Here is a 19,980-nt window from a genome sequence, read left to right as displayed (position 1 = left end):
CGCGTCGGTCAGCCGAGCGTCGCGAGCCAGCGCAGCAGTCCGCGTACGCCCCAGCCGGTGGCGCCCTTGACCAGCTCGCCGTGCACGTCGTCGGACCAGGAGGGGGCGGACATGTCCAGGTGCGCCCAGCGGTCCCGCAGCTCGCCGGTGAACTCGCGGAGGAAGAGCGCGGCCACCACCGAGCCGGCGCCCCGGGCCGGGGAGCTGTGCAGGTCGGCGACGTCGCTGGCCAGGTATTCCAGGTAGTCGTCGGCAAGCGGCATCCGCCAGGCCCGCTCGCCGGCCGCGCTGATGCCGGCCAACAGGCCGGTCGCCAGGTCGTCGTTCTCGCTGTAGAGCGCCGCGTGCCGCTTGCCCAGCGCCACCGCGTTCGCCCCGGTCAGGGTGGCCAGGTCGACCAGCAGGTCGGGCTTCAGCTCGCGGACGGCGTACGCCATCGCGTCGGCGAGCACCAGCCGACCCTCGGCGTCGGAGTTGGTGCTCTCGCTGGTCAGCCCGCCGTAGTGCCGGATGACGTCGCCGGGGCGGAACGCGGAGCCGCTGACCATGTTCTCGGCCAGCGGGGCCAGCGTGGTGACCCGTACCGGCAGGCGCAGCGCGGCGGCGCCCAGCGTCGCGGCCACCACGGCGGCGGCCCCGGCCATGTCCTTGCGCATCAGCTTCATGGCCGGCACCGGCTTGATCGAGATGCCGCCGGTGTCGAAGGTGATGCCCTTGCCCACCAGCACCACGTGGGTACGCGCGTCGGCCGGCCGCCAGTCCAGCTCGACCAGGCGGGGGCCGTGGGCGGAACCGCCCCCGACGGCCAGGATCCCGCCGAAGCCCTCGGCCGCCAGCTCCCGCGGGCCACGCACGCGCAGGTGCACGTCGGGCCGCCCGGAAGCGGCGGCGGTGACCTGGTCGGCGAACCACTCCGGGTGCTTCGTCGAGGACGGGGTGTTGGTCAGGTCGCGGGCCAGCCAGGTCATCTCGGCGGTGGTCCGGGCCGAGGCCAGGGTGTCGGCCAGCGCCTCCGGATCGGCCACCAGCACGTCCACCCGGGCCAGCGCGGGTCGTGGGCCGGCCTCGGTGAGCCGGTAGCGGTAGGAGCCGAGCAGCAGGCCCTCGGTCAGGCCGCGCAGCGCCGCGACCTCGTCGGGAAGCGAGATCGTGATCTGCGTCTCATCCCTGGTCGCGCGGGCCAGCGCGGCGCCCGCGGAGCGCCAGTCGGGCTCGTCGCCGTCGCCGACGCCGAGCAGCCAGAGGCGGGTCGGGGCGCCGGCGGGACGCAGGTGCTCGCGCACCTCGCCGGCCGCTCCGGTGAGGCGGGTGGCGGGCAGCAGCGCGGTCGCCTCGGCCCGGACGTCGTCGCCGGGCCAGGCGGTCGGCGCCAGCTCGGGCGCGGCGTCCGGCCCGCCGGGACGCACGGGAAGGACGAGGGTGTCGGGCTGGATGGACCCGCTCACCAGACGAATGGCCAGCACGCTGGACCGTACCTCCGAAAACGCTCTAAGCGGGACACATTGCCGCTTGCCGGCCTATGAAGGACCTGAGCCACCGGCCAAGCCGGTGGCTCAGGGTAGGACGAACCGTCCGCGCGGCGGACGCCGCGCGGACCGCTCCTCGGATCAGCCGGCGGCCGCCTTCAGCGCGTCACCCAGCGCGGTGGCCTCGTCGGGAGTCATCTCGACGACGAGCCGGCCACCACCCTCCAGCGGGACCCGCATGACGATGCCCCGGCCCTCCTTGGTGACTTCCAGCGGACCGTCGCCCGTCCGCGGCTTCATCGCCGCCATGTTGTCTCCCCTCAGACCTACACCAGGGTCGGTGGGTTGCCCCACAGCCACTTCGCCATCGCCACTCGCAAACGTCGCGGAGGCGTCGACCAACGATTTTCCCTGATGAACACCGCCGGACCCAAACCGAAGCAGCATTGATGTAACAGCACCTAGCTTATCTTGGATAGGCCTGTCACAATGTGCGGTCATGCAGGCACGGTCGGCACTCTTCGACCTGTACGGCGACCACCTCCGCGCCAGGGGTGGCCGCGCACCGGTCGCCGCCCTGGTCAAGCTACTGGCGCCACTCGGGATAGCCCCACCGGCGGTACGCACCGCGGTCTCCCGGATGGTCCGCCAGGGCTGGCTGGACCCGCTCCGGCTCGCCTCCGGACCGGGATATTCGATCACCCCGAAAGCGGCCCGTCGACTCGACGAGGCGGCCTCCAGGATCTACCGGACCGGTCGGCACAGTTGGGACGGACGGTTCGATCTTCTCGTCCTCGCGGCGCCCGCGTCCCGGCGGGACCGGCAGCGACTCGCCGCCAACCTCACCTTCCTCGGCTACGGCACCCTCGACGACTGCACCTGGGTGGCCACCCGCCCGGGTGAGGACGTCGACCTGCTGCTCGCCGAGGCGGGCGTGCGCTTCGAACGGTTCACCGCCGCGCACGCCGCCGGCACCCCCGGCGCCATGGGCGTGGTCCGCCGGGCCTGGGACCTGGCCGAGATCGGCCGGGCGTACGAACGTTTCGTCGCCGAGCAGAAACCGTTGCTCTCCGGCGTCACGGTCCGCAGCAGCGACGAGGAGGCGTACGCGGCCCGGTTCCGGCTCGTGCACGCGTGGCGTACCTTCCTGTTCCGGGACCCGCAGCTGCCCCCGGCGCTGCTCCCCGAGCGCTGGCCGGGCACCAGCGCGGCCGGGTTCTTCGACCGCCACGCGACCCGGCTCCGGCCGGCCGCGGACCGGTACGTCGAGCAGTGCCTCGACGCCAGCAACCGCCTCGCCCGACAGAAGGGTCGTTAGAACCGTGACCGAGCCGCTGCTCGTCGACCGCACCGACGCCGTCGTCACCCTGACGCTGAACCGCCCGACGGCGATGAACTCGCTCGACGTGGCGCTCAAGGAGGCGCTCCGGGACGTGCTGGCCGAGTTGGAGACCGACCGCTCCTGCCGGGCGGTCGTGCTGGCCGGCGCGGGCGGCTCGTTCAGCGCCGGGCAGGACCTGCGGGAGCACGTGCGGACGCTGGAGTCGTCCGACGCCCGGCCGCTCGACACGGTGCGGGCGCACTACAACCCGATCGCCGCCCGGCTGGCCAACCTGCCCAAGCCGGTGGTCGCGGCAGTGCGCGGAATGGCCGCCGGCGCCGGCGCGTCGCTGGCGTTCCTCGCCGACTTCCGCATCGGCGGCCCGAGGACCCGGTTCCTGATGGCGTTCGCCGGCGTCGGGCTCGCCGCCGACACCGGCGCCTCCTGGACGCTCCCCCGTTTGGTCGGCCACGCCAAGGCGGTCGAGCTGCTCATGCTCGCCGAGCCGGTCGGCGCCGAGGACGCCTGCCGGCTGGGCCTGCTCACCCGGCTGGTGGACGACGACGAGCAGGTGCTCCCGTCCGCGCAGGAACTGGCCGCCCGGCTCGCGGCCGGCCCGACCGTCGCCTACGGGGCGATCAAGCGTCAGCTCTCCATCGCGGACGCCGGCACGCTTGCCGACGCGCTGGCCGCCGAGGCGCAGGCCCAGGCGATCTGCGGGGCCACCAACGACCACCGGGCCGCGACCATCGCCTTCGTCAACAAGCAGAAGCCGGTCTTCGAGGGCCGCTGAGGCAGTGGGGTGCCGCCCGGCGCCCCACCCGCGTCAGTCGTCCTCCTCCGGATCCTGGTTGGCCTCGACGCCGAGCACGAACGCCTGCATGGCCAGCTCGTCGCCGGAGGGCGAGACGAACGCCGGCAACTCACGCGGGCCCAGCTCCTGCACGTAGGACCAGAAGATCCGCACCGCCTCGGCCCGCGACGCCGCCTCGATCGGCAGGTCGAGGCTGACCAGCCAGGTGCGCCGGGCCGGCGGCGGCCCGAGCCGGTCGGCCAGCGCCCGCCACCGCGCCGGGTCGAGCGCGACGACCGGGCCGTCGAGGGCCGGGCCGTCGACCGGCACCGGCTCGTCGAGCGCCCGACGGGTGTACGTCACCACGAGCGCCCCGGCCGTCGTGTCGGACTGCGGATCGTCCGGATCCTCCCGGCGCTCGGCACCGGCCCGGGCGACCCGGCCGAGCGCCACCAGCCGCAGCGGCTCCCCGACCAGCACCGCCACCCGGTCACCGGGACGGGGGCGGGTCGCCGCCGGCAACCCGGTCAGCTCCAGCACGTCGTGGTGCACCAGCCGCTCGGCCTGGTAGCGCTCGTCGGGCAGCAGCACCGCCCAGGCGCCCGGCGTGGTGCCACCGTCGGTCGTCCCGCTCGTCCGCGGCTCGGTGTCGGTCATGCCCCAATCCCATCACGCCGCCGCGTCAACGCTCGGCCCGGTCGCCGTTCACGTGGCAGTCGGCGAGGTGATCGTCCACCATGCCGGTGGCCTGCATCAGCGCGTACGCGGTGGTCGGGCCGACGAAGCGGAAGCCCCGCTTCTTGAGCGCCTTGGCCATCGCGGTGGACTCCGGGGTGAACGCCGGCACCGAGGCGAACGAGCGGGGGCGCGCCGGCCGGGGCGGGGGCGTGAACGACCAGAGCAGCGCGGAGAGACCCTCGGGCAGCTCCAGCGCGGCGCGGGCGTTGGCGATCGCCGCCTCGACCTTGGCCCGGTTGCGCACGATCCCGACGTCGGCCAGCAGCCGGGCCACCTCGGCCTCGCCGTAGCCGGCCACCGTCTCGATCCGGAACCCGTCGAAGGCGAGCCGGAAGGCCTGCCGCTTGCGCAGGATGGTCAGCCAGGACAGGCCGGACTGGAACGCCTCCAGGGTGAGCCGCTCGTAGAGCGCGTCGTCGCCGCGCAGCGGTCGGCCCCACTCCTCGTCGTGGTAGGCGGCGTAGTCGGGGGTGCTCGCTCCCCAGGCGCAGCGGGGCAGCCCGTCGGGGCCGGTCACCAGGTCAGTCACGCCGTACACGGTAGGTCAGGGCACCGACAGGCCCCGCGCTCCACTCAGCCCCGCGCTCCACTCAGCCCGGCGGCCCGCTCAGCCCGGCGGCCCGCTCAGCCCGGCGGCCCGCTCAGGGCAGGCGGCCCTGCTCGACCAGCCGGGCGAACCGCTTCAACGCCTGGGTGAGGCTGAACTTCGAGCCGGGCCAGAGCACCGGCCACGCCACCCGGCCCGCCGCGCCGCCCGGCAGGTGGAACCACTCGTGCCAGACCACCTGGGTCCGGTCGCGGTCCATCGGGGTGCAGCGCAGCACGCCCGGGCCGCGCAGCAACCGGCCGCAGTGCACCACCCCGACCTCGTACGGCGCGTCGACCCGGACCACGCGCATCTCGTCGCGCAGCGCGGCCGGACCGAGCGCGGTGACCGCCTCGATCAAGCTCCCCTCGCCGCCGTCCCCCTCGACCACCCGGACCGTGGTGAACGGGATCCAGTCGGACTGCCGTTCCCACGCGGTCAGCGCGGCGAACACCCGCTCGGCCGGCGCGTCGACGATCACCGTGGCGGTGACCTCCGCAGCGCCCGGTTGGGCCGCCTCGGCGAAGCCGGCCGAACCCTCCGCGCCGGTCACGCCGACTCCGAGCGGACCGCCGGCCCGCGTTCCCGGTCGTCGGTCGCGGCCCCACCGGCCGGCCCGGCGTCGATCGCGTCCGCCGGGGAGGTGGTCTCCTCCACCGCGGCGGCGGCCGGCGCCTCCGCCACCCCCGCCTCGGCGGCACCGGACGCGGCGGACCCCGACACCGTATCGGCCTTGGCCGCGGTGACGGTGCGCTCGTCGGACGATCCGGAACGGGTGGGCCGGTCGTCGGCCGGTGCCTCCGGCGCCGACAGGTCGATGGTCACCGGGGCGGCGGCGGACGGGTCGGCGGTCGTCGGGTCGGCTTCGGGGACGATCGCGGCGGCCTCCTCGCGCGCCCGGCGCAGCGCGTCGGCGTCCTCGGTCCGGCCCTCGCGCAGCGCGGCGTTCTCGGCCTCCAGCACGCCGATCAGCTCGGACTTGTAGCCGATGTCGTAGGCGGCCCGCCGGAGCGCGGCGTCGACCTGGGCCATCCGGTAGCCGCGCAGCGCGCTGTCGAACCGGACGTCGGTCACGTCCGACTCGTCGAGCGGCCGGGCGCCCGGCAGGGGCACGGACCGCCCGTCCGGCTCGGCCGGCACCAGGCCCGGGTCTCGCCCGGAGACCAGCACCGTCACTCCGAACACCACTGCCGCGACGGTCAGCGCGACGACCAAGAGGAGCAGAACCTGACCCATGCAGAGATCGTGGCATGCGGGCCGGGTTCGGGCGAGCCCTCCACGGCCTCCGGTCCGGAAACACCGCCGTCCCGGCGCGGCAGCGGCGGCCCCACGACCGATGCCGCCACCCCCGCGGCGAACCATATCGAGGGGGCTCGACCTGCCCGTCCTGTCCCGACCCGGCACCACTGCGGGAAACTGGCGGCCTCCGCGCCACCCGAACACCGACACCTCGCCGAAGTGGCGGGAGGGCCGGCAACCTTCCAACCGGGTGGGATCGATCTTCCGAATAGCAGGAAAGGCGAAGATCTTGGTATGAAAACGCCCCCGGAGGGGCCGTTTCGTACCAAGATCTCGGAGCGCCGCCGCGAGGCGAGAGTGGTGCCGAGCCGGGAGCGGGATCGGTGGGCGCGGATCGGTGAGGGCGGGTTCGGCGGGATCGGGATCGGTGGGCGGGATTGGTGGGGGCAGGATCGGCGGGAGCGGGAGCGGGAGCGGCCGGAGCGGAGCGGACCGGAGCGGACCGGATAGCGTCGGTTCGGCCGCGGGGCAGGAATGTCCGAACCGCGCGGCGAACCCGACCGGCCGAGCAGCCCGACGGGCTCGGCCAGCGCGGCGGGTGGCCGGCAGCCCGGTGGGAAGCCGGCAGCCCGAACCGCGCGGAGCAGCCGGCAGGCTCAACGCCCGGTGAGGGCGACCGGTCGGCACGATACGACCGGGCGGAAAGGGCGACCGGTCGGTGAGGGCGACCGGTCGGTGAGGGGCGCGCAGACGAGGAGACGGGCATGACCGGGGCGTTGCGACTCGGTGGGCGGACCTTCGCCCCGGGTGAGCTGGTGGTGATGGCGATCGTGAACCGCACACCGGACTCGTTCTTCGACCGGGGCGCCACCTTCGCTCAGGACAGCGCGCTGCGCGCGGTCGAGCGAGCGGTGGCCGAGGGCGCGGAGATCGTCGACATCGGCGGGGTGAAGGCCGGTCCCGGCGACGAGGTGGACGTGGCCGAGGAGATCCGCCGGACGGTGGACACCATCGCCGCGGTCCGGTCCGCCTTTCCCGACGTGGTCGTCTCGATCGACACCTGGCGGGCCGAGGTGGCGGTGGAGGCGGTCGCGGCCGGCGCGGACCTGCTCAACGACACCTGGTCGGGGGCCGACCCGGCGCTGGCCCGGGTCGCCGCGGCGACCGGCGCCGGGCTGGTCTGCTCGCACGCCGGCGGGCTGGCGCCGCGTACCCGGCCGCACCGGGCGGCCTTCGACGACGTGGTGACCGACGTGCTCGACACGGTCACCGGGCTGGCGGAACGCGCGGTCGGGCTCGGGGTACGGCGGGACGGCATCCTGATCGACCCGGCGCACGACTTCGGCAAGAACACCCGGCACTCGCTGGAGATCACCCGGCGGCTGGCCGAGCTGACCGACACCGGGTGGCCGCTGCTGGTGGCGCTGTCGAACAAGGACTTCATCGGCGAGACGCTGGACCTGCCGGTGCCCGAGCGGCTGGAGGGGACGCTGGCCGCCACCGCGGTCTCGGCCTGGCTCGGCGCCCGGGTGTTCCGCGCCCACCAGGTTCGCGAGACCCGGCGGGTGCTCGACATGGTGGCGTCGATCCGGGGCGACCGGCCGCCGGCGGCGACCCGGCGCGGGCTCGCCTAGGTTTCACGTCCAGCGCAGGACGCCACGCCGCCAGGCGTAGAGGATGCCGAGCGCGACGATCGCCACGAAGACGCCCATCTCCACCACCGTGGTCGTGCCGAACCCGGGTCGGTCGAAGACCAGCGCCCACGGGAAGAGGAAGACCGCTTCCACGGCGAACAGGACGTAGAGGTAGGCGTAGACGTAGTAGCGGATCTGCATCTGGGCCCAGTCGCCGCCGACCGGGTCGAGCCCGCACTCGTACGAGGCGCGCTTGCCCCACGGCTCGGCCGGACGGGCGGGACGTAACACCCGGTTCGCCGAGAACGCCGTGACGAAGAAGAGCACGGCGGCGAGCAGCAGCAGACCGAGTGTGGCGTACGAGCCGAGATATCCGGTCACGACCGGAGCGTACCGGCCTCGTCGAGACGTCTCGGACACGTTACGAATTCGTTTCCTGAGGGGACTAGTGCCGGATAGCAACGGTCCCCGAATAATGAGAACTCCTCGTCACGTCCCCGGAGGACAGATGACCCGCCCACGCGTCCGGCCCGCACCGCGGGTCGCGCACCGCCGTACCCTCGCGCTGTTCGCGACCGCGCTGATCGCCGCGGCCGTCGTGGCGGTGGCGCCGGGCTGGGCCACGGCGGCCACCGCCACCCCGGCCGGGGTGGTGCGGCTGGTCGAGCCGGGCGCGCCGGGCGACCCGGGCGGCGACCCCGGCGGCGACCCGACCGAGCCGACGCCCACCGGGGCCGCGACGACCACCGCGCCGGCGCCGACCAGCGCGCCGCCGACGGAGGAGGCCCCGCCACCCACCACCCCGCCGGCGCCGGCCACCACCACGGCGGCGCCCCCGCCGCCGACCACGGTCGCGCCGGCGCCGACCACCACCGCGCCCACCACCACCGCCCCGGCGCCGCCGCCGGTGCTGCCGCCCGTGCAGCCCCCGCCACCGCCGCGCACCCAGCCGGCCGGCGGACCGCTGGGCGTGCAGGTCACCACGGACGACGTGGTGCTGACGCCCGACTACTGGAACGCCGACAGCACGGTGACCACGCTGCGGGTGACGGTGACCAACACCGGCGCGCGGGCGGAGCAGGTCAGCCTCGGCTACACGCTGCCGGCCGGCCTGGCCGACGCCGGCACGCCCGGCTGCGTCGACGCCGGCGGCGGCAACCACCGCTGCGGCGGGTGGGCCGCCTCGCCCGGCGCCCGGTTCAGCGCCACCATCCGGGTCCGGGTCGCCGGGAACGCCTGGCGCACCATGCCGCTGAGCGGTTCGGTCCAGGTCACCGCCGTCGCGCCCGGGGTCGACGGCGCGGCGTACGACGACGAGGGCTTCGCGGTGCTCTTCCCAGCCGGGCCGCCGGTACCCGGCATCTCACTTCGCGCCGACGAGGTCCTCTTCGACATCAGCGGCGCGCCGAGCACCCTCGCCGTGCGGCTGGGCAACACCGGCGAGGTGGACGCCGCGGGTCGGGTGGAGGTGCTCCTCCCAGCCGGCGTGACGGTGAGCGGCGACGGCTGCGCCCCGGTGGCCCCGGACCGGACCCGGTGCGAGCTCGGCACGCTGCCGGCCGGCCAGGCCGCTACCCTGCGGCTGCCGGTGACCGCGTCGGCGGAGGCCCAGCGCATGGCCCCGCTCGCCGGCGCGGTGATCGGCCGGTTGGACCCGCGGAGCGGGCGCGCTCGGCAGGTCCAGATGAGCTTCCGGATCAGCGCGGCGGCGGCGGGGTCCACCCCGGCGGCCGGGGCGCCCGCCCCGACCGGGTCGCAGGGCGTGCTGGCCTCGTCGGACCGGTCCGGCGACGACGACAGCTCGGCGCGGCGCATCGCGATCGCCTTGATCATCATGTCGGGACTGCTCGTGGTGTTCGCGCTGGCGTTGGCCACCCGTTCGCTGCGGCGCCGTAGCGACATCACCGTGACGGGCCCGACGACGGACCGCTGACACCCCCCTGAATTCGGTGACCTGCATTACGGGGTGGGGTACTAAACCCCGCAAAGCGGGGCATACACCGGCCGAATCGAGTCTCACACGTCGGACCTCCACCAAGGCGGCCCTAACCGTCCGACGTAGGCTCTGACGTGAGAAACGGAGCGGGCCGTGCCGGCGGCGGTGACGGCGCTCAGCGAAGCGAGGTGCGGGAGTGACCAAGCAGATCCGCCAGCTGGACCGGGTGGTCATCCGGTTCGCCGGCGACTCCGGTGACGGCATGCAGCTCACCGGTGACCGGTTCACCTCGGAGACGGCGCAGTTGGGCAACGACATCTCCACGCTGCCCAACTTCCCGGCCGAGATCCGGGCGCCCGCCGGCACGCTGCCGGGCGTGTCGAGCTTCCAGGTGCACTTCGCCGACTACGACATCCTGACACCCGGCGACGCGCCGAACGTGCTGGTGGCGATGAACCCCGCCGCGCTCAAGGCCAACCTGGCCGACCTGCCGCGCGGCGCGGACATCATCGTCAACACCGACGAGTTCACCCGGCGCAACCTGGCCAAGGTCGGCTACGCGAGCAGCCCGCTGGACGACGACTCGCTCGCCGGCTACGCGGTGCACCCGGTCGCGCTCACCTCGATGACGGTCGGCGCGCTGGCCGAGCACGAGGTGTCCAAGAAGGATGCCGAGCGGGCCAAGAACATGTTCGCGCTCGGACTGTTGAGCTGGATGTACTCCCGCCCCTACGAGTCGACGCTGCGGTTCCTGGAGCGCAAGTTCGCGGCCCGGCCGGAACTGGTGGCGGCGAACGTGGCCGCGTTCCGGGCCGGCTGGAACTTCGGCGAGACCACCGAGGACTTCTCCGTCCGGTACGAGGTCAAGCCGGCGCGGATGCGGCCGGGCACCTACCGCAACATCACCGGCAACGCGGCGCTGTCGCTGGGCCTGGTGGCCGCCGGGGTCCGCTCCGGGCTGCCGGTGTTCCTCGGCGCCTACCCGATCACCCCGGCCTCGGACATCCTGCACGAGCTGAGCAAGCACAAGAAGCTCGGCGTGGTGACCATGCAGGCCGAGGACGAGATCGCCGCGGTCGGCGCGGCGCTGGGCGCGTCGTACGGCGGCTCGCTCGGCGTGACCACCACCAGCGGCCCGGGCGTGGCGCTGAAGAGCGAGACGATCTCCCTGGCGGTGGCGCTGGAGCTGCCGCTGGTCATCGTCGACGTGCAGCGGGCCGGACCCTCCACCGGCATGCCCACCAAGACCGAGCAGGCCGACCTGAACATGGCCCTGTACGGCCGGCACGGTGAGGCCCCGGTCGCGGTGATCGCGCCGAAGTCGCCGTCGGACTGCTTCCACGCCGCGCTGGAGGCGGCCCGAATCGCGCTGACCTACCGCACCCCGGTCATCCTGCTGTCGGACAACTACGTGGCGAACGGCTCCGAGCCGTGGCTGCTGCCGGACGTGGAGTCCCTGCCCGACCTGCGGGTCGAGTTCGCCACCCGGCCCAACGGCGAGGACGGCACCACCTTCCTGCCCTACCTGCGCGACCCGCAGACCCTGGCCCGCCCGTGGGCGGTGCCCGGCACCCCCGGGCTGGAGCACCGGATCGGCGGCCTGGAGAAGGCCGACAAGACCGGCGACATCTCGTACGACCCGACGAACCACGACTTCATGGTGCGGACCCGGGCGGCCCGGATCGAGACCATCGGCGTGCCGGACGTGGAGGTCGAGGACCCGGACGGCGACGCCCGGGTGCTGGTGCTCGGCTGGGGCTCGACGTACGGCCCGATCGGCGCCGCCTGCCGTGGGCTGCGCCAGCGCGGGTTCCCGGTGGCTCAGGCGCACCTGCGTCACCTGGCCCCGATGCCGGCCAACCTCGGCGAGGTGCTGCGCTCCTACGACAAGGTGGTCATCCCCGAGATGAACCTCGGCCAGCTCGCCCACGTGCTCCGGGCGCGGTATCTGGTCGACGCGATCAGCTACAACCAGGTCCGCGGCCTGCCGTTCACCGCCGCCGAGCTGGAGACGACGCTGGAAGAGGTCCTGAAGAATGTCTGAGCCCGTCGCCCTGAAGCTCACCGCCAAGGACTTCAAGTCCGACCAGGAGGTGCGCTGGTGCCCCGGCTGCGGCGACTACGCCATCCTGGCGGCCGTGCAGGGCTTCATGCCGGAGCTGAACATCCCCCGGGAGAACACCGTCTTCATCTCGGGCATCGGCTGCTCGTCCCGCTTCCCGTACTACATGAACACGTACGGCATGCACTCGATCCACGGTCGCGCCCCGGCGATCGCCACCGGCCTGTCGGTGTCCCGGCCGGACCTGTCGGTCTGGGTGGTCACCGGGGACGGCGACGCGCTCTCGATCGGCGGCAACCACCTGATCCACGCGCTGCGCCGCAACGTCAACCTGAAGATCCTGCTGTTCAACAACCGGATCTACGGGCTGACCAAGGGCCAGTACTCGCCCACGTCCGAGGTCGGCAAGATCACCAAGTCGACGCCGGTCGGCTCGGCGGACGCCCCGTTCAACCCGCTGTCGCTGGCGCTCGGCGCCGAGGCCACGTTCGTGGCCCGGACCCTCGACTCGGACCGCAAGCACCTCCAGTCGGTGCTGCGGGCCGCCGCCGAGCACAAGGGCTCCGCGTTCGTGGAGATCTACCAGAACTGCAACATCTTCAACGACGGCGCGTTCGAGCCGTTGAAGGAGCCGGCCACCCGGGACGACTTCCTGATTCGGCTGGAGCACGGGCAGCCGATCACGTTCGGCCGGGACGGGCAGTTCTGCGTCGTTCACCCGCCGGGCGGCTTCGGGCTCGAGGTCCGGGAGACCGCGGGCACTCCGGCGGAGGAGATCGTGGTGCACGATGCGACGGTCGCCGACCCGGCGTACGCGTTCGCGCTGTCCCGGCTGCCCGGGCTCGACCTGCGCAACACCCCGCTCGGGGTGTTCCGCGCGGTGGAGCGCCCCGCCTACGACTCGGTGGTGCAGGAGCAGGTCGCCGCGGCGCGGGCCGGCGTCGACCAGACCCCGGAGCAGCAGCTCTCGGCGCTGCTCGGCAGCGGCGACACCTGGACGATCCTCTGATCCACCCCTGATCCACGTGTGCGAGTGGTGGGCCGTCCCCCCTGCGGCCCACCCCTCGCGTCGTTCCGGACGGGTCAGACGACCGCCCCGGCAGGCACCCACAGCTCGTCGATGGCCCGCTCGGCCGCCGCGAGGCTCGCCTCGTGCATCGGGATCAGCTCGGCCATCGCCGGGTTGACCGGGGCCAGGGTCAGCTCGGCCGAGATGAACCGCGGCTCCAGGCCGGTACGCGACAGTCCGTGCGGCAGCCAGGGCTCGGCGTGGTCCCAACCCTCCCGGGGGGTGCCGGCGCCGTAGCCGCCGCCCCGGGTGCCCACCACGATGAACTCGCGACCGCCGAGCAGACCTTCCCCGGTGTCCGGGTCGAGCGCGATGCCGGGCGCGATCAGGTGGTCGACCCAGGCCTTCACGCTGCTCGGCGGCCCGAAGTTGTAGAGCGGCAGGCCGAGCAGGACCGTGTCGGCGGCCTTCACCTCGGCCACCAGTTCCTCGGTCAGCTGCCAGGACGCGCGCTGCTCCGGGGTGTGCTGGTCTGGCGGCAGCGCCCGGGCGAGGCCGCCGGCGGTGTCGAGGTGCGGCAACGGGTCCCGTCCGAGGTCCCGGTAGGCGACCGTGCCGCCCGGGTGGGCGGCACGCCAGGCCGCGGCCGCGCGGGCGGTGAGCCGCCGGCTGACCGACCGCTCGCCGGTGATGCTCGAGTCGATGTGCAGCAGGTGCGCCATTGATTGCTCCTCCGTAGATCATTTGTGTAGCACCAACTATTTATAGCAGGGCGATGTTCCTCGGTCCGCGTAGACTGGGTCACATGTCAGCCGGGCCCGCCGACGAGTCGGAGCGCCGCTCCGGGCCACTGCTCCAACACCTGGCCCGGCGGATGCTGCTGCGCTCCGAGTCGGCGCTGACGCCGCTCGGGCTCCGCCCCCGGCACCTGGTGGCGCTCACCGTGCTGCGCGACTCGGACGGCATCAGCCAGCAGGGGTTGGCCGGCACGCTCCAGATCGACGGCACCAACGTGGTCGGGCTGCTCAACGACCTGGAGGCGGCCGGCCTGGTCGAACGGCGCCGCTCCCCCGAGGACCGCCGCCGGCACGTGGTGAGCCTGACCGCGACGGGCACGAAGCGGCTCGGTGAGGCCGAGTGCGCGCTTGCCGACGCCGAGGACGACGTGCTCGGCGCGCTGGCGCCCGGCGAGCGGGACCAGCTCTACGACCTGTTGCGCCGAGCCAGCCAGGGCTGCGCGCCGCCGTGCGCCGAGGCGGTCACGGAGAACCCGGACGCCTGCTGAGCTGAAAGGCGGGGCCCCCTCTCAACGCCTCCGGCAGAGGCATGCGCCCCGCTTGGCGAAGCTCACCGGGGTCAGGCCGTGGTGGTCGCCTGCGGCCGGTCGTCGCGGACGTGGACCAGCATGTCGCCGGTCTCGATCACCGAGCCGGCGCGGTCGCTCAACGTGATCACCTTGCCCCGGCGGACCAGCGCGATGACCAGCGAGTCCAGCTCACGCGGCGAGCGGCCCACCTCGCTGCGCTCGGCCGAGCGCATCGCCAGCGCCATGCCCTGCCCCGGGGTGAGCAGGTCCTCCACCACGTCGATCAGCGGCGGGGCCGAGGTGGAGAGGCCGAGCAGCCGACCGGCGGTCGCCGACGAGACGATCACGTGATGCGCCCCGCTCTGCTTGAGCAGCGGCGCGTTCTCCGCCTCCCGGACCGCCGCGATGATCCTGACCTGACCGGCGGTGAGCTGCCGGACGGTCAGCGCCACCAGCACCGAGGCGTCGTCGCTGTCGGTCGCGATGATGACCGCCTTGGCGGTGCGGACGTGCGCCTCCTCCAGCACCGACGAGCGGGTCGCCGAGCCCTCGATCGTCACCAGCCCGTTCGAGGTGGCCTGGCGCAGCGCCGCCGCGCTTCGCTCGACCACCACGATCCTGGACTTGTCCGCCCCGTTCTCCAGCAGCGCGGAGACCGCGCTGCGGCCCTTGGTGCCGTAGCCGCAGATGATGACGTGATTCTTCACGGTTCTCCTCCACCGTGACAGGCGACGGCCGGTCCGGTACTGCTCGGTCAGGACTTCCAGCGTGGTGCCGACCAGGATGATCAGGAAGAGCACCCGGGCGGGGGTGACGAACAGGACGTTGACCAGGCGAGCCGAAGGGCTGGCCGGGGCGATGTCGCCGTAGCCGGTGGTGGAGAGGGAGACCACCACGTAGTAGAAGCAGTCGAGGAGGGTGAGCCCGTCCCCGTTGGCGTCGCGGTAGCCGTCGCGGTCCAGCCAGACCACGAAGACCGTGGCGAGGACCAGCCCCAGGGCGGCGAGCAGGCGCAGACTCAGCGCGCTCAACGGCCCACGCCGTTGCGCGGGAAAATGGATCACCGTCGGTCCCGCTCCGCCACCGTCGCCTGCACGCCCTCAAGATAGCGGGTACGCCACCGGCCGGCCGGCCTGGCCGGGGACCGGCCTCGTGCCACGAGCGGTAAGGATCTCGTCACATCCGTCGACGTCCCGGCGGGTGAGACTCATGACCCACCGATCGTGACGAGGGGGAGTCGGATGCGTACTCGTGCGGCACTGACCACGCTGGCCGTGGTCATGGGGATGGTCCTGTCCGGCGCGCCGCCCGCGCTGGCGGGCCGACCGGCCGAGACGACCCGGCCCACGCGGCCGAAGCCCACCGCCGTCCCGTCGCCGACCGGCACGCCGTCTCCCACCGCGCCGGCGCCGATGCCGACGGCGAAGCGCACCGTCGTCGTGCTGCCGACGCTCGAGGGCCGGGGCAGCACGGCGTACGACGTCGACACGGCCGGGGTGGTGGTCGGGTCGGCGGAGCTGACCAGCGGTTACTGGCACGCGGTGCGCTGGGTGGACGGGCGGATCGAGGACCTGGGCACGCTCGGCGGGCTGAACAGTCAGGCCGAGGCGATCGAGGGTTGACCGGCGGAATCTTCTCCGTCGCGAGCGACACGGCCGGGGACCGGGTGGTCGGCGTCTACCACGTCACCGACAGCTTCGCCGGGCGGCGGGCGTTCGTCCGGACCGGAAACACCGAGATCACCATCGACGCGCCGCCGGGTGCGAGCGCCGCCGCGGTCAACGAGGCCGGTACGGTGGCCGGCACCTACGGCTTCAAGGACTGGACCGATCCTCCGTTCGTCAACCAGGCCTTCGTCTGGCGCAACGGGGTCATCCGGTCGCTCGGCACCCTGGGCGGCCCGACCAGCACCGCGAACGGCATCAACGACCTCGGTCAGGTGGTCGGCACCAGCTGGACCGCGGACGGCCAGTTCGCCGCCTTCTTCTGGGACGGCTCGGCGATGCGCCGGCTGGCCACCAGCTCGGCCTCCCCGACGGCACAGGCCGTGAACGACTCCGGCCTGGTGATCGGCACCGACGGCACCGACGGGCGGGCGATGATCTGGCCTGCACCGACGGCCAGCTCACAGCTGCTGCCGTTGCCGGACGGGTCGGTGGGCAGCGTCGCGATCAACGTCAACGACGCCGGTCTGATCGTCGGCCAGGCCGACTTCGTCTCGCCGAGCTGGCACAGCCGAGCGGTCGTCTGGCGTTGACCGACACCGGCCCGGTCGGTGCCACGGGGCCGACCGGGCCGGTCCACGCCGCCGGAACGGGGCATGATGGGTGGCGTCGGCGAACGGCGAACGCGAGGAGGCCGGCATGTCGTTGCTGCGACGGGTGATCGGCGGGGTGCTGCGGCGGATCCGTCTGCGTCAGGGCCGCACGCTGCGCGAGGTGGCCCAGGTGGCCGGCGTCTCCCTGCCCTACCTCTCCGAGGTCGAGCGCGGCCGAAAGGAGGCATCCTCCGAGGTGCTGGCGGCGATCTGCCGGGCACTCGGCATCCACCTCGCCGACCTGCTGGAGGAGGCGCGCGACGAGCTGCGCCGGGAGCGGCCCACGCCGGTCGGCTCCGGGGTTCCGCTGGCCCGGCTCGACCGGGTGCCCGCCGCCCGCAGCGGCCCGCAACTCCGGGTCGGCCCGCCCCGGCTGCACGCCACCCGCCGCCCGGCCGGCCAGAACACGCCGCATCTCGCCCGTCCGATCACCTGGGCGCCACCGCACGCCACCCGCCCGGTCGGGCCGACCCCGCTGCTCGGGGGCGGGCTGCGCCCGGTGAACCCGTCCCCCACGCCGGTCGGCCCGCCGCTCGGCCACGGCGCGCCGGACCTGCTCGGCACCGGCACCCGGATCTGGCTGATCCCGGCGCCGGCCGCGCGCCCGCGTACCTCACCGACGCTGGCCCGCCGACAGGCCCGGGCCGCCCGACGGCGCCCGGTCGCGGCATAGCGCTCACGGCCGGACGGACGCCGGCCGGGGGCGGCGTAGCTCGCGGGGCGACCGGCCGACGCCGGCCGCGCTCGGACGTAGCGCTCGCACCGGGCCGAACGGACGCCCGGCCGGGCGTGGCGACGGCCGGCGCGGCATCGACCCCGGCTTCTGCCGAGGGCGAATCTGCCCGGGGCAGAAAGCCTGGGCCGGGCGGGTGTGCCCGGCGGACGCTGGAGGCCGCCGGCTCGCCGGGCGGTCCCCCGCCCACCGGCGCTACGGAGGTGGGCGGTCATGAGTGGCATCTGGATGCGGGACGAGGGACAGCCGGCCTTCGGCGACCGGGTCTTCGAGCGGCTGCTCAAAGAGCGGATCATCTTCCTCGGCACCGAGGTCACCGACGAGTCGGCGAACCAGATCTGCGCGCAGATCCTGTTGCTCGCGGCCGAGGACCCGGAACGCGACATCTTCCTCTACATCAACTCGCCCGGCGGCTCGGTCAGCGCCGGCATGGCCGTCTACGACACGATGCGGTACGTGAAGAACGACGTGGCGACGCTGGCGCTCGGGATGGCCGGCTCGATGGGGCAGTTCCTGCTCTGCGCCGGGGCAGCGGGCAAGCGGTTCGCGCTGCCGCACTCGCGGGTCATGATGCACCAGCCTTCCGGCGGGATGGGCGGCACGGCCGCCGACATCACCATTCAGGCCGAGAACATGCTGCACGTGAAGCGCACCATGCAGGAGCTGATCGCCGAGCACAGCGGGCGCACGCTGGAGGAGATCCAACGCGACTGGGACCGGGACCGCTGGTTCACCGCCGAGGAGGCCCGCGAGTACGGCCTGGTCGACCAGGTGCTCTCCCGGGTCGACCAGCTCACGGCCTGAGCGGGTACGGCCCGGACGGCTGCACGCCGGCCGGGCCGCCCGCCCCGGTCAGGGGTAGCTGACCACCGGGCTGGTGCCGTACGAGCCGACCACCGGGGTGCCGGCCTCGTTGATCGTGCGCTCGATCCCGCCGCTGCCGTTCAGGAACACGGTGATCGCGTCGTGGAACCGCACGCCGGCCCGGCGCGGCGCCTCGATCGCCCGGTCGCAGCGGATGTCCACGCCCTGGTTGAAGTAGGCGTAGACGCCCAACCCCCACGCCTCGTGCGTGCGGACGTGCGGGGCCACCTTGTAGGAGGCCCAGCCGTCGCCGGTCGGGCTGCGCCAGGCGGCCTGGCTGGGCGGGTCGTAGGGCAGCTCGCTCTGGTAGAACACGGTCCGGCCGCGCTCGCCGTTCCAGATCGTCTGCCAGCGCTGGTAGTGCTCGACGAAGAGCCCGTACGCGGTCACGTCGTCGCCGTTGACCACCACGCCGGTGGCGGCGGTGTTGACGCTCCAGCCGATGGTGCCCGGGTTGCCGTGGTCGCCCCGCCAGGCCCAGATGTTGTCGATCAGCGTGTGCCGGCTGTTCACCACGAGACTGGTCACCGCCCGCCCGGCGTACGGGCCGCCGATGCGGAAGAAGACGTCCTGGAGTGAGATCGGGTTGCCGGCGTGCGACCGGTGACTGTGCCGCCCGCCCACCTCGACCAGCACCTCGGACTCGACCGGCCCGGCGTCGACGAGTACCCCGGCGATCCGTACCCCGTCGGAGTCCTCGATCCGCAGCGCCGCGTCGCCGGTGACCGGCACGAGGCTGGGCATGCCGAGGCCGAGCACGACGGTGTTCGGCCGGCGGATCCGCAGCGCCCGGTCGAGGCGGTAGACGCCGGGGGTGAGCAGCAGGTGCCGGCCCCGGGCGAGTTCGGTGTTGATCCGCTTCGCCGAGTCGGTGGGCCGGGCGACGAAGAAGTCGGTCAGCGGCAGCGAGGGCGTCGGCGCGCCGCCGGCGCCCCAGGTGGTGCCGGCGGTGTCGCGACGCAGCCGGGGCGTCGCGACCCGCCAGCGGCCCGCGCCGTCGACGAAGAGGTACGGCTTCTCCCGGATCACCGGGCTGGTCGGCAGCGTGGTGTACGGCGGGTCGGGGAAGCCCTGGGCGGGCGCGCCGATCACGCCGGAGAAGACCTGGTTCCACACCCCGTTGGTCCAGTCGCCGCCGAGTTCGCTGTCCCGGGTGAGCCACTGCTGTTGGGAGCCGTTGATGGTGATGCCGTCCACCCTGGAGTCGGCGATGAAGCCGCCGCTGGAGTAGCCGCCGTTGCCGGGCTCCAGCCAGAGGACGCCCTTGACGTGCACCCGGCGCATCGGCGATGCCTGGGAGACGGCCCACTGGTTCGACCAGTCGGTGGGGGTGACGGCGAGGTTCTCCGCCGAGCGCCAGAAGTTGGTCAGCGCGGAGATGCCGGCCGGCGAGTTCGGGTCGGGCTGGCCGACCACCCGGACCGCGCCGTGGATCTCCACGTCGTCCGGGTGGGCGCCGAGGCCGGCGACGGTGGTGTAGTAGCCGAGCCGGGCGTCCACCTCGTAGCGGCCGGGCTTGAACAGCACCGCGTACCGGTCGAGGCCCATCTCGTTGTGCTCCTGAGCGGTGAAGATCCGGTCCAGCGTGGACTGGATCTCCGCGACCGGCGTGCTCGGGTCGTAGACGAAGACGTTGGGGCCGAAGTCGGGCTCGTGTGCGGGCCGGGCGGGTCTCGCCGCCGGGGACGCCACGGCGGCGCCGGCCGGGAGGCCGAGGGCGGTGAGCGAGGCCGCCGAGGCGGTGAGGGTGAGGAAGCGGCGGCGGGAGGGGTCGGGTGATCGCATCTGCCTGCCTGTTCGGTGATGGGACGGAGAGCGCTCTCTGGGCCGTTCCTACCTCATCACCGTCGATCCCACCAGCCTTTCGGGTCCCGGAACCGGGAAGCGGTGTACGAGCTGGGCGGCGCGCCGGTCGACTACACCGACCTGCCGGCGGGCCGCTACGCCGAGGTGCTCGTCGCCGCCGGCCTGCCCGA

The 19,980-nt window shown here is 73.6% G+C and carries 21 protein-coding genes; 11 read left to right on the top strand and 10 right to left on the bottom strand.

Annotated elements, in window-relative coordinates; genetic code table 11:
* Positions 1 to 8: 8 nt before the first annotated feature.
* Together ACGFI2_RS08220 and ACGFI2_RS08215 are read right to left on the bottom strand one after the other, a co-directional pair.
* Positions 9 to 1,463: a leucyl aminopeptidase family protein gene (locus tag ACGFI2_RS08220; protein ID WP_393512572.1), complete on the bottom strand. Its 1,455-nt coding sequence runs from the start codon at positions 1,461 to 1,463 to the stop codon at positions 9 to 11.
* Between the two features lie 144 nt (positions 1,464 to 1,607).
* Positions 1,608 to 1,775, bottom strand: coding sequence for a DUF3117 domain-containing protein (locus ACGFI2_RS08215; RefSeq protein WP_013283866.1), 168 nt, complete (start codon positions 1,773 to 1,775; stop codon positions 1,608 to 1,610).
* A gap of 190 nt (positions 1,776 to 1,965) precedes the next feature.
* Between ACGFI2_RS08215 and ACGFI2_RS08210 the strand changes: the two genes are divergently transcribed.
* Positions 1,966 to 2,784 carry a PaaX family transcriptional regulator C-terminal domain-containing protein gene (locus ACGFI2_RS08210; protein WP_393512570.1) on the top strand — a complete coding sequence of 273 codons (819 nt, stop codon included), beginning with the start codon at positions 1,966 to 1,968 and terminating at the stop codon, positions 2,782 to 2,784.
* Between the two features lie 4 nt (positions 2,785 to 2,788).
* Positions 2,789 to 3,580, top strand: coding sequence for an enoyl-CoA hydratase/isomerase family protein (locus ACGFI2_RS08205; protein WP_393512567.1), 792 nt, complete (start codon positions 2,789 to 2,791; stop codon positions 3,578 to 3,580).
* A gap of 33 nt (positions 3,581 to 3,613) precedes the next feature.
* Here the strand turns inward: ACGFI2_RS08205 and ACGFI2_RS08200 are convergent, their stop codons facing one another.
* The 4 genes from ACGFI2_RS08200 to ACGFI2_RS08185 form a co-directional block, all read right to left on the bottom strand.
* A complete protein-coding gene (locus ACGFI2_RS08200) occupies positions 3,614 to 4,237 on the bottom strand; it encodes a hypothetical protein (protein WP_393512564.1) in 624 nt (207 codons plus the stop codon).
* A 25-nt stretch (positions 4,238 to 4,262) separates the two neighbouring features.
* Positions 4,263 to 4,847, bottom strand: a complete 585-nt coding sequence (locus ACGFI2_RS08195) for a DNA-3-methyladenine glycosylase I (protein WP_393512561.1) — start codon at positions 4,845 to 4,847, stop codon at positions 4,263 to 4,265.
* Between the two features lie 112 nt (positions 4,848 to 4,959).
* Positions 4,960 to 5,457 (bottom strand): SRPBCC family protein, encoded by a 498-nt coding sequence (locus ACGFI2_RS08190; RefSeq protein ID WP_278107944.1) that lies wholly within the window; start codon positions 5,455 to 5,457, stop codon positions 4,960 to 4,962.
* The gene (locus ACGFI2_RS08185; RefSeq protein ID WP_393512557.1) at positions 5,454 to 6,140 is read right to left on the bottom strand and encodes a DivIVA domain-containing protein; all 687 of its coding nucleotides are present in this window, start codon (positions 6,138 to 6,140) and stop codon (positions 5,454 to 5,456) included. The genes ACGFI2_RS08190 and ACGFI2_RS08185 overlap by 4 nt, the downstream gene beginning before the upstream one ends.
* A 767-nt stretch (positions 6,141 to 6,907) precedes the next feature.
* Here ACGFI2_RS08185 and folP point away from each other — a divergent pair.
* Entirely contained in the window at positions 6,908 to 7,777 is an 870-nt protein-coding gene (folP, locus tag ACGFI2_RS08180) for a dihydropteroate synthase (protein ID WP_393512554.1), read from the top strand.
* A gap of 3 nt (positions 7,778 to 7,780) precedes the next feature.
* Here folP and ACGFI2_RS08175 read toward each other — a convergent pair whose 3' ends face one another.
* Positions 7,781 to 8,158 (bottom strand): NADH-quinone oxidoreductase subunit A, encoded by a 378-nt coding sequence (locus ACGFI2_RS08175; RefSeq protein ID WP_393512551.1) that lies wholly within the window; start codon positions 8,156 to 8,158, stop codon positions 7,781 to 7,783.
* 127 nt (positions 8,159 to 8,285) lie between these two features.
* Between ACGFI2_RS08175 and ACGFI2_RS08170 the strand changes: the two genes are divergently transcribed.
* From ACGFI2_RS08170 to ACGFI2_RS08160, 3 genes are all read left to right on the top strand, one after another.
* Entirely contained in the window at positions 8,286 to 9,710 is a 1,425-nt protein-coding gene (locus tag ACGFI2_RS08170; RefSeq protein ID WP_393512548.1) for a hypothetical protein, read from the top strand.
* 199 nt (positions 9,711 to 9,909) lie between these two features.
* Positions 9,910 to 11,757 carry a 2-oxoacid:acceptor oxidoreductase subunit alpha gene (locus tag ACGFI2_RS08165; RefSeq protein ID WP_393512545.1) on the top strand — a complete coding sequence of 616 codons (1,848 nt, stop codon included), beginning with the start codon at positions 9,910 to 9,912 and terminating at the stop codon, positions 11,755 to 11,757.
* Complete coding sequence (locus ACGFI2_RS08160) at positions 11,750 to 12,784, top strand: 2-oxoacid:ferredoxin oxidoreductase subunit beta (RefSeq protein WP_393512542.1); 1,035 nt, start codon at positions 11,750 to 11,752, stop codon at positions 12,782 to 12,784. Before ACGFI2_RS08165 ends, ACGFI2_RS08160 begins: the two co-directional genes overlap by 8 nt.
* A 74-nt stretch (positions 12,785 to 12,858) precedes the next feature.
* Here ACGFI2_RS08160 and ACGFI2_RS08155 read toward each other — a convergent pair whose 3' ends face one another.
* A complete protein-coding gene (locus ACGFI2_RS08155) occupies positions 12,859 to 13,506 on the bottom strand; it encodes an FMN-dependent NADH-azoreductase (RefSeq protein WP_393512539.1) in 648 nt (215 codons plus the stop codon).
* 83 nt (positions 13,507 to 13,589) lie between these two features.
* Here ACGFI2_RS08155 and ACGFI2_RS08150 point away from each other — a divergent pair, with 83 nt between their 5' ends.
* Positions 13,590 to 14,069, top strand: a complete 480-nt coding sequence (locus tag ACGFI2_RS08150; protein ID WP_393512537.1) for a MarR family winged helix-turn-helix transcriptional regulator — start codon at positions 13,590 to 13,592, stop codon at positions 14,067 to 14,069.
* 71 nt (positions 14,070 to 14,140) lie between these two features.
* Here ACGFI2_RS08150 and ACGFI2_RS08145 read toward each other — a convergent pair whose 3' ends face one another.
* Positions 14,141 to 15,154 (bottom strand): potassium channel family protein, encoded by a 1,014-nt coding sequence (locus ACGFI2_RS08145; RefSeq protein WP_393512534.1) that lies wholly within the window; start codon positions 15,152 to 15,154, stop codon positions 14,141 to 14,143.
* Between the two features lie 177 nt (positions 15,155 to 15,331).
* Here ACGFI2_RS08145 and ACGFI2_RS08140 point away from each other — a divergent pair, with 177 nt between their 5' ends.
* From ACGFI2_RS08140 to ACGFI2_RS08125, 4 genes are all read left to right on the top strand, one after another.
* On the top strand, positions 15,332 to 15,712 hold the full coding sequence (locus tag ACGFI2_RS08140) for a hypothetical protein (RefSeq protein WP_393512531.1): 381 nt from the start codon (positions 15,332 to 15,334) through the stop codon (positions 15,710 to 15,712).
* Positions 15,709 to 16,347 carry a hypothetical protein gene (locus tag ACGFI2_RS08135; protein ID WP_393512528.1) on the top strand — a complete coding sequence of 213 codons (639 nt, stop codon included), beginning with the start codon at positions 15,709 to 15,711 and terminating at the stop codon, positions 16,345 to 16,347. Before ACGFI2_RS08140 ends, ACGFI2_RS08135 begins: the two co-directional genes overlap by 4 nt.
* Positions 16,348 to 16,453: 106 nt before the next feature.
* Entirely contained in the window at positions 16,454 to 17,080 is a 627-nt protein-coding gene (locus ACGFI2_RS08130; protein ID WP_393512525.1) for a helix-turn-helix domain-containing protein, read from the top strand.
* Between the two features lie 273 nt (positions 17,081 to 17,353).
* Entirely contained in the window at positions 17,354 to 17,944 is a 591-nt protein-coding gene (locus ACGFI2_RS08125) for an ATP-dependent Clp protease proteolytic subunit (protein ID WP_393512522.1), read from the top strand.
* A gap of 48 nt (positions 17,945 to 17,992) precedes the next feature.
* Here ACGFI2_RS08125 and ACGFI2_RS08120 read toward each other — a convergent pair whose 3' ends face one another.
* Entirely contained in the window at positions 17,993 to 19,789 is a 1,797-nt protein-coding gene (locus ACGFI2_RS08120) for an adenylyl cyclase (RefSeq protein WP_393512519.1), read from the bottom strand.
* Positions 19,790 to 19,980 lie beyond the last annotated feature (191 nt).

Origin of the sequence: Micromonospora sp. NPDC049282 (assembly GCF_043197045.1) — a bacterium.
In the GTDB taxonomy this organism is placed as follows: domain Bacteria; phylum Actinomycetota; class Actinomycetes; order Mycobacteriales; family Micromonosporaceae; genus Micromonospora.
This window is presented reverse-complemented; position numbering and strand designations above follow the sequence as displayed.

Excerpts from the sequence above, each read along its gene's own strand:
- ACGFI2_RS08215 (WP_013283866.1), bottom strand. The coding sequence starts at position 1,775 with ATGGCGGCGATGAAGCCGCGGACGGGCGACGGTCCGCTGGAAGTCACC.
- ACGFI2_RS08210 (WP_393512570.1), top strand. The coding sequence starts at position 1,966 with ATGCAGGCACGGTCGGCACTCTTCGACCTGTACGGCGACCACCTCCGC.
- ACGFI2_RS08200 (WP_393512564.1), bottom strand. The coding sequence starts at position 4,237 with ATGACCGACACCGAGCCGCGGACGAGCGGGACGACCGACGGTGGCACC.
- ACGFI2_RS08185 (WP_393512557.1), bottom strand. The coding sequence starts at position 6,140 with ATGGGTCAGGTTCTGCTCCTCTTGGTCGTCGCGCTGACCGTCGCGGCA.
- folP (WP_393512554.1), top strand. The coding sequence starts at position 6,908 with ATGACCGGGGCGTTGCGACTCGGTGGGCGGACCTTCGCCCCGGGTGAG.
- ACGFI2_RS08170 (WP_393512548.1), top strand. The coding sequence starts at position 8,286 with ATGACCCGCCCACGCGTCCGGCCCGCACCGCGGGTCGCGCACCGCCGT.
- ACGFI2_RS08160 (WP_393512542.1), top strand. The coding sequence starts at position 11,750 with ATGTCTGAGCCCGTCGCCCTGAAGCTCACCGCCAAGGACTTCAAGTCC.
- ACGFI2_RS08155 (WP_393512539.1), bottom strand. The coding sequence starts at position 13,506 with ATGGCGCACCTGCTGCACATCGACTCGAGCATCACCGGCGAGCGGTCG.
- ACGFI2_RS08150 (WP_393512537.1), top strand. The coding sequence starts at position 13,590 with ATGTCAGCCGGGCCCGCCGACGAGTCGGAGCGCCGCTCCGGGCCACTG.
- ACGFI2_RS08140 (WP_393512531.1), top strand. The coding sequence starts at position 15,332 with ATGCGTACTCGTGCGGCACTGACCACGCTGGCCGTGGTCATGGGGATG.
- ACGFI2_RS08130 (WP_393512525.1), top strand. The coding sequence starts at position 16,454 with ATGTCGTTGCTGCGACGGGTGATCGGCGGGGTGCTGCGGCGGATCCGT.
- ACGFI2_RS08125 (WP_393512522.1), top strand. The coding sequence starts at position 17,354 with ATGAGTGGCATCTGGATGCGGGACGAGGGACAGCCGGCCTTCGGCGAC.
- ACGFI2_RS08120 (WP_393512519.1), bottom strand. The coding sequence starts at position 19,789 with ATGCGATCACCCGACCCCTCCCGCCGCCGCTTCCTCACCCTCACCGCC.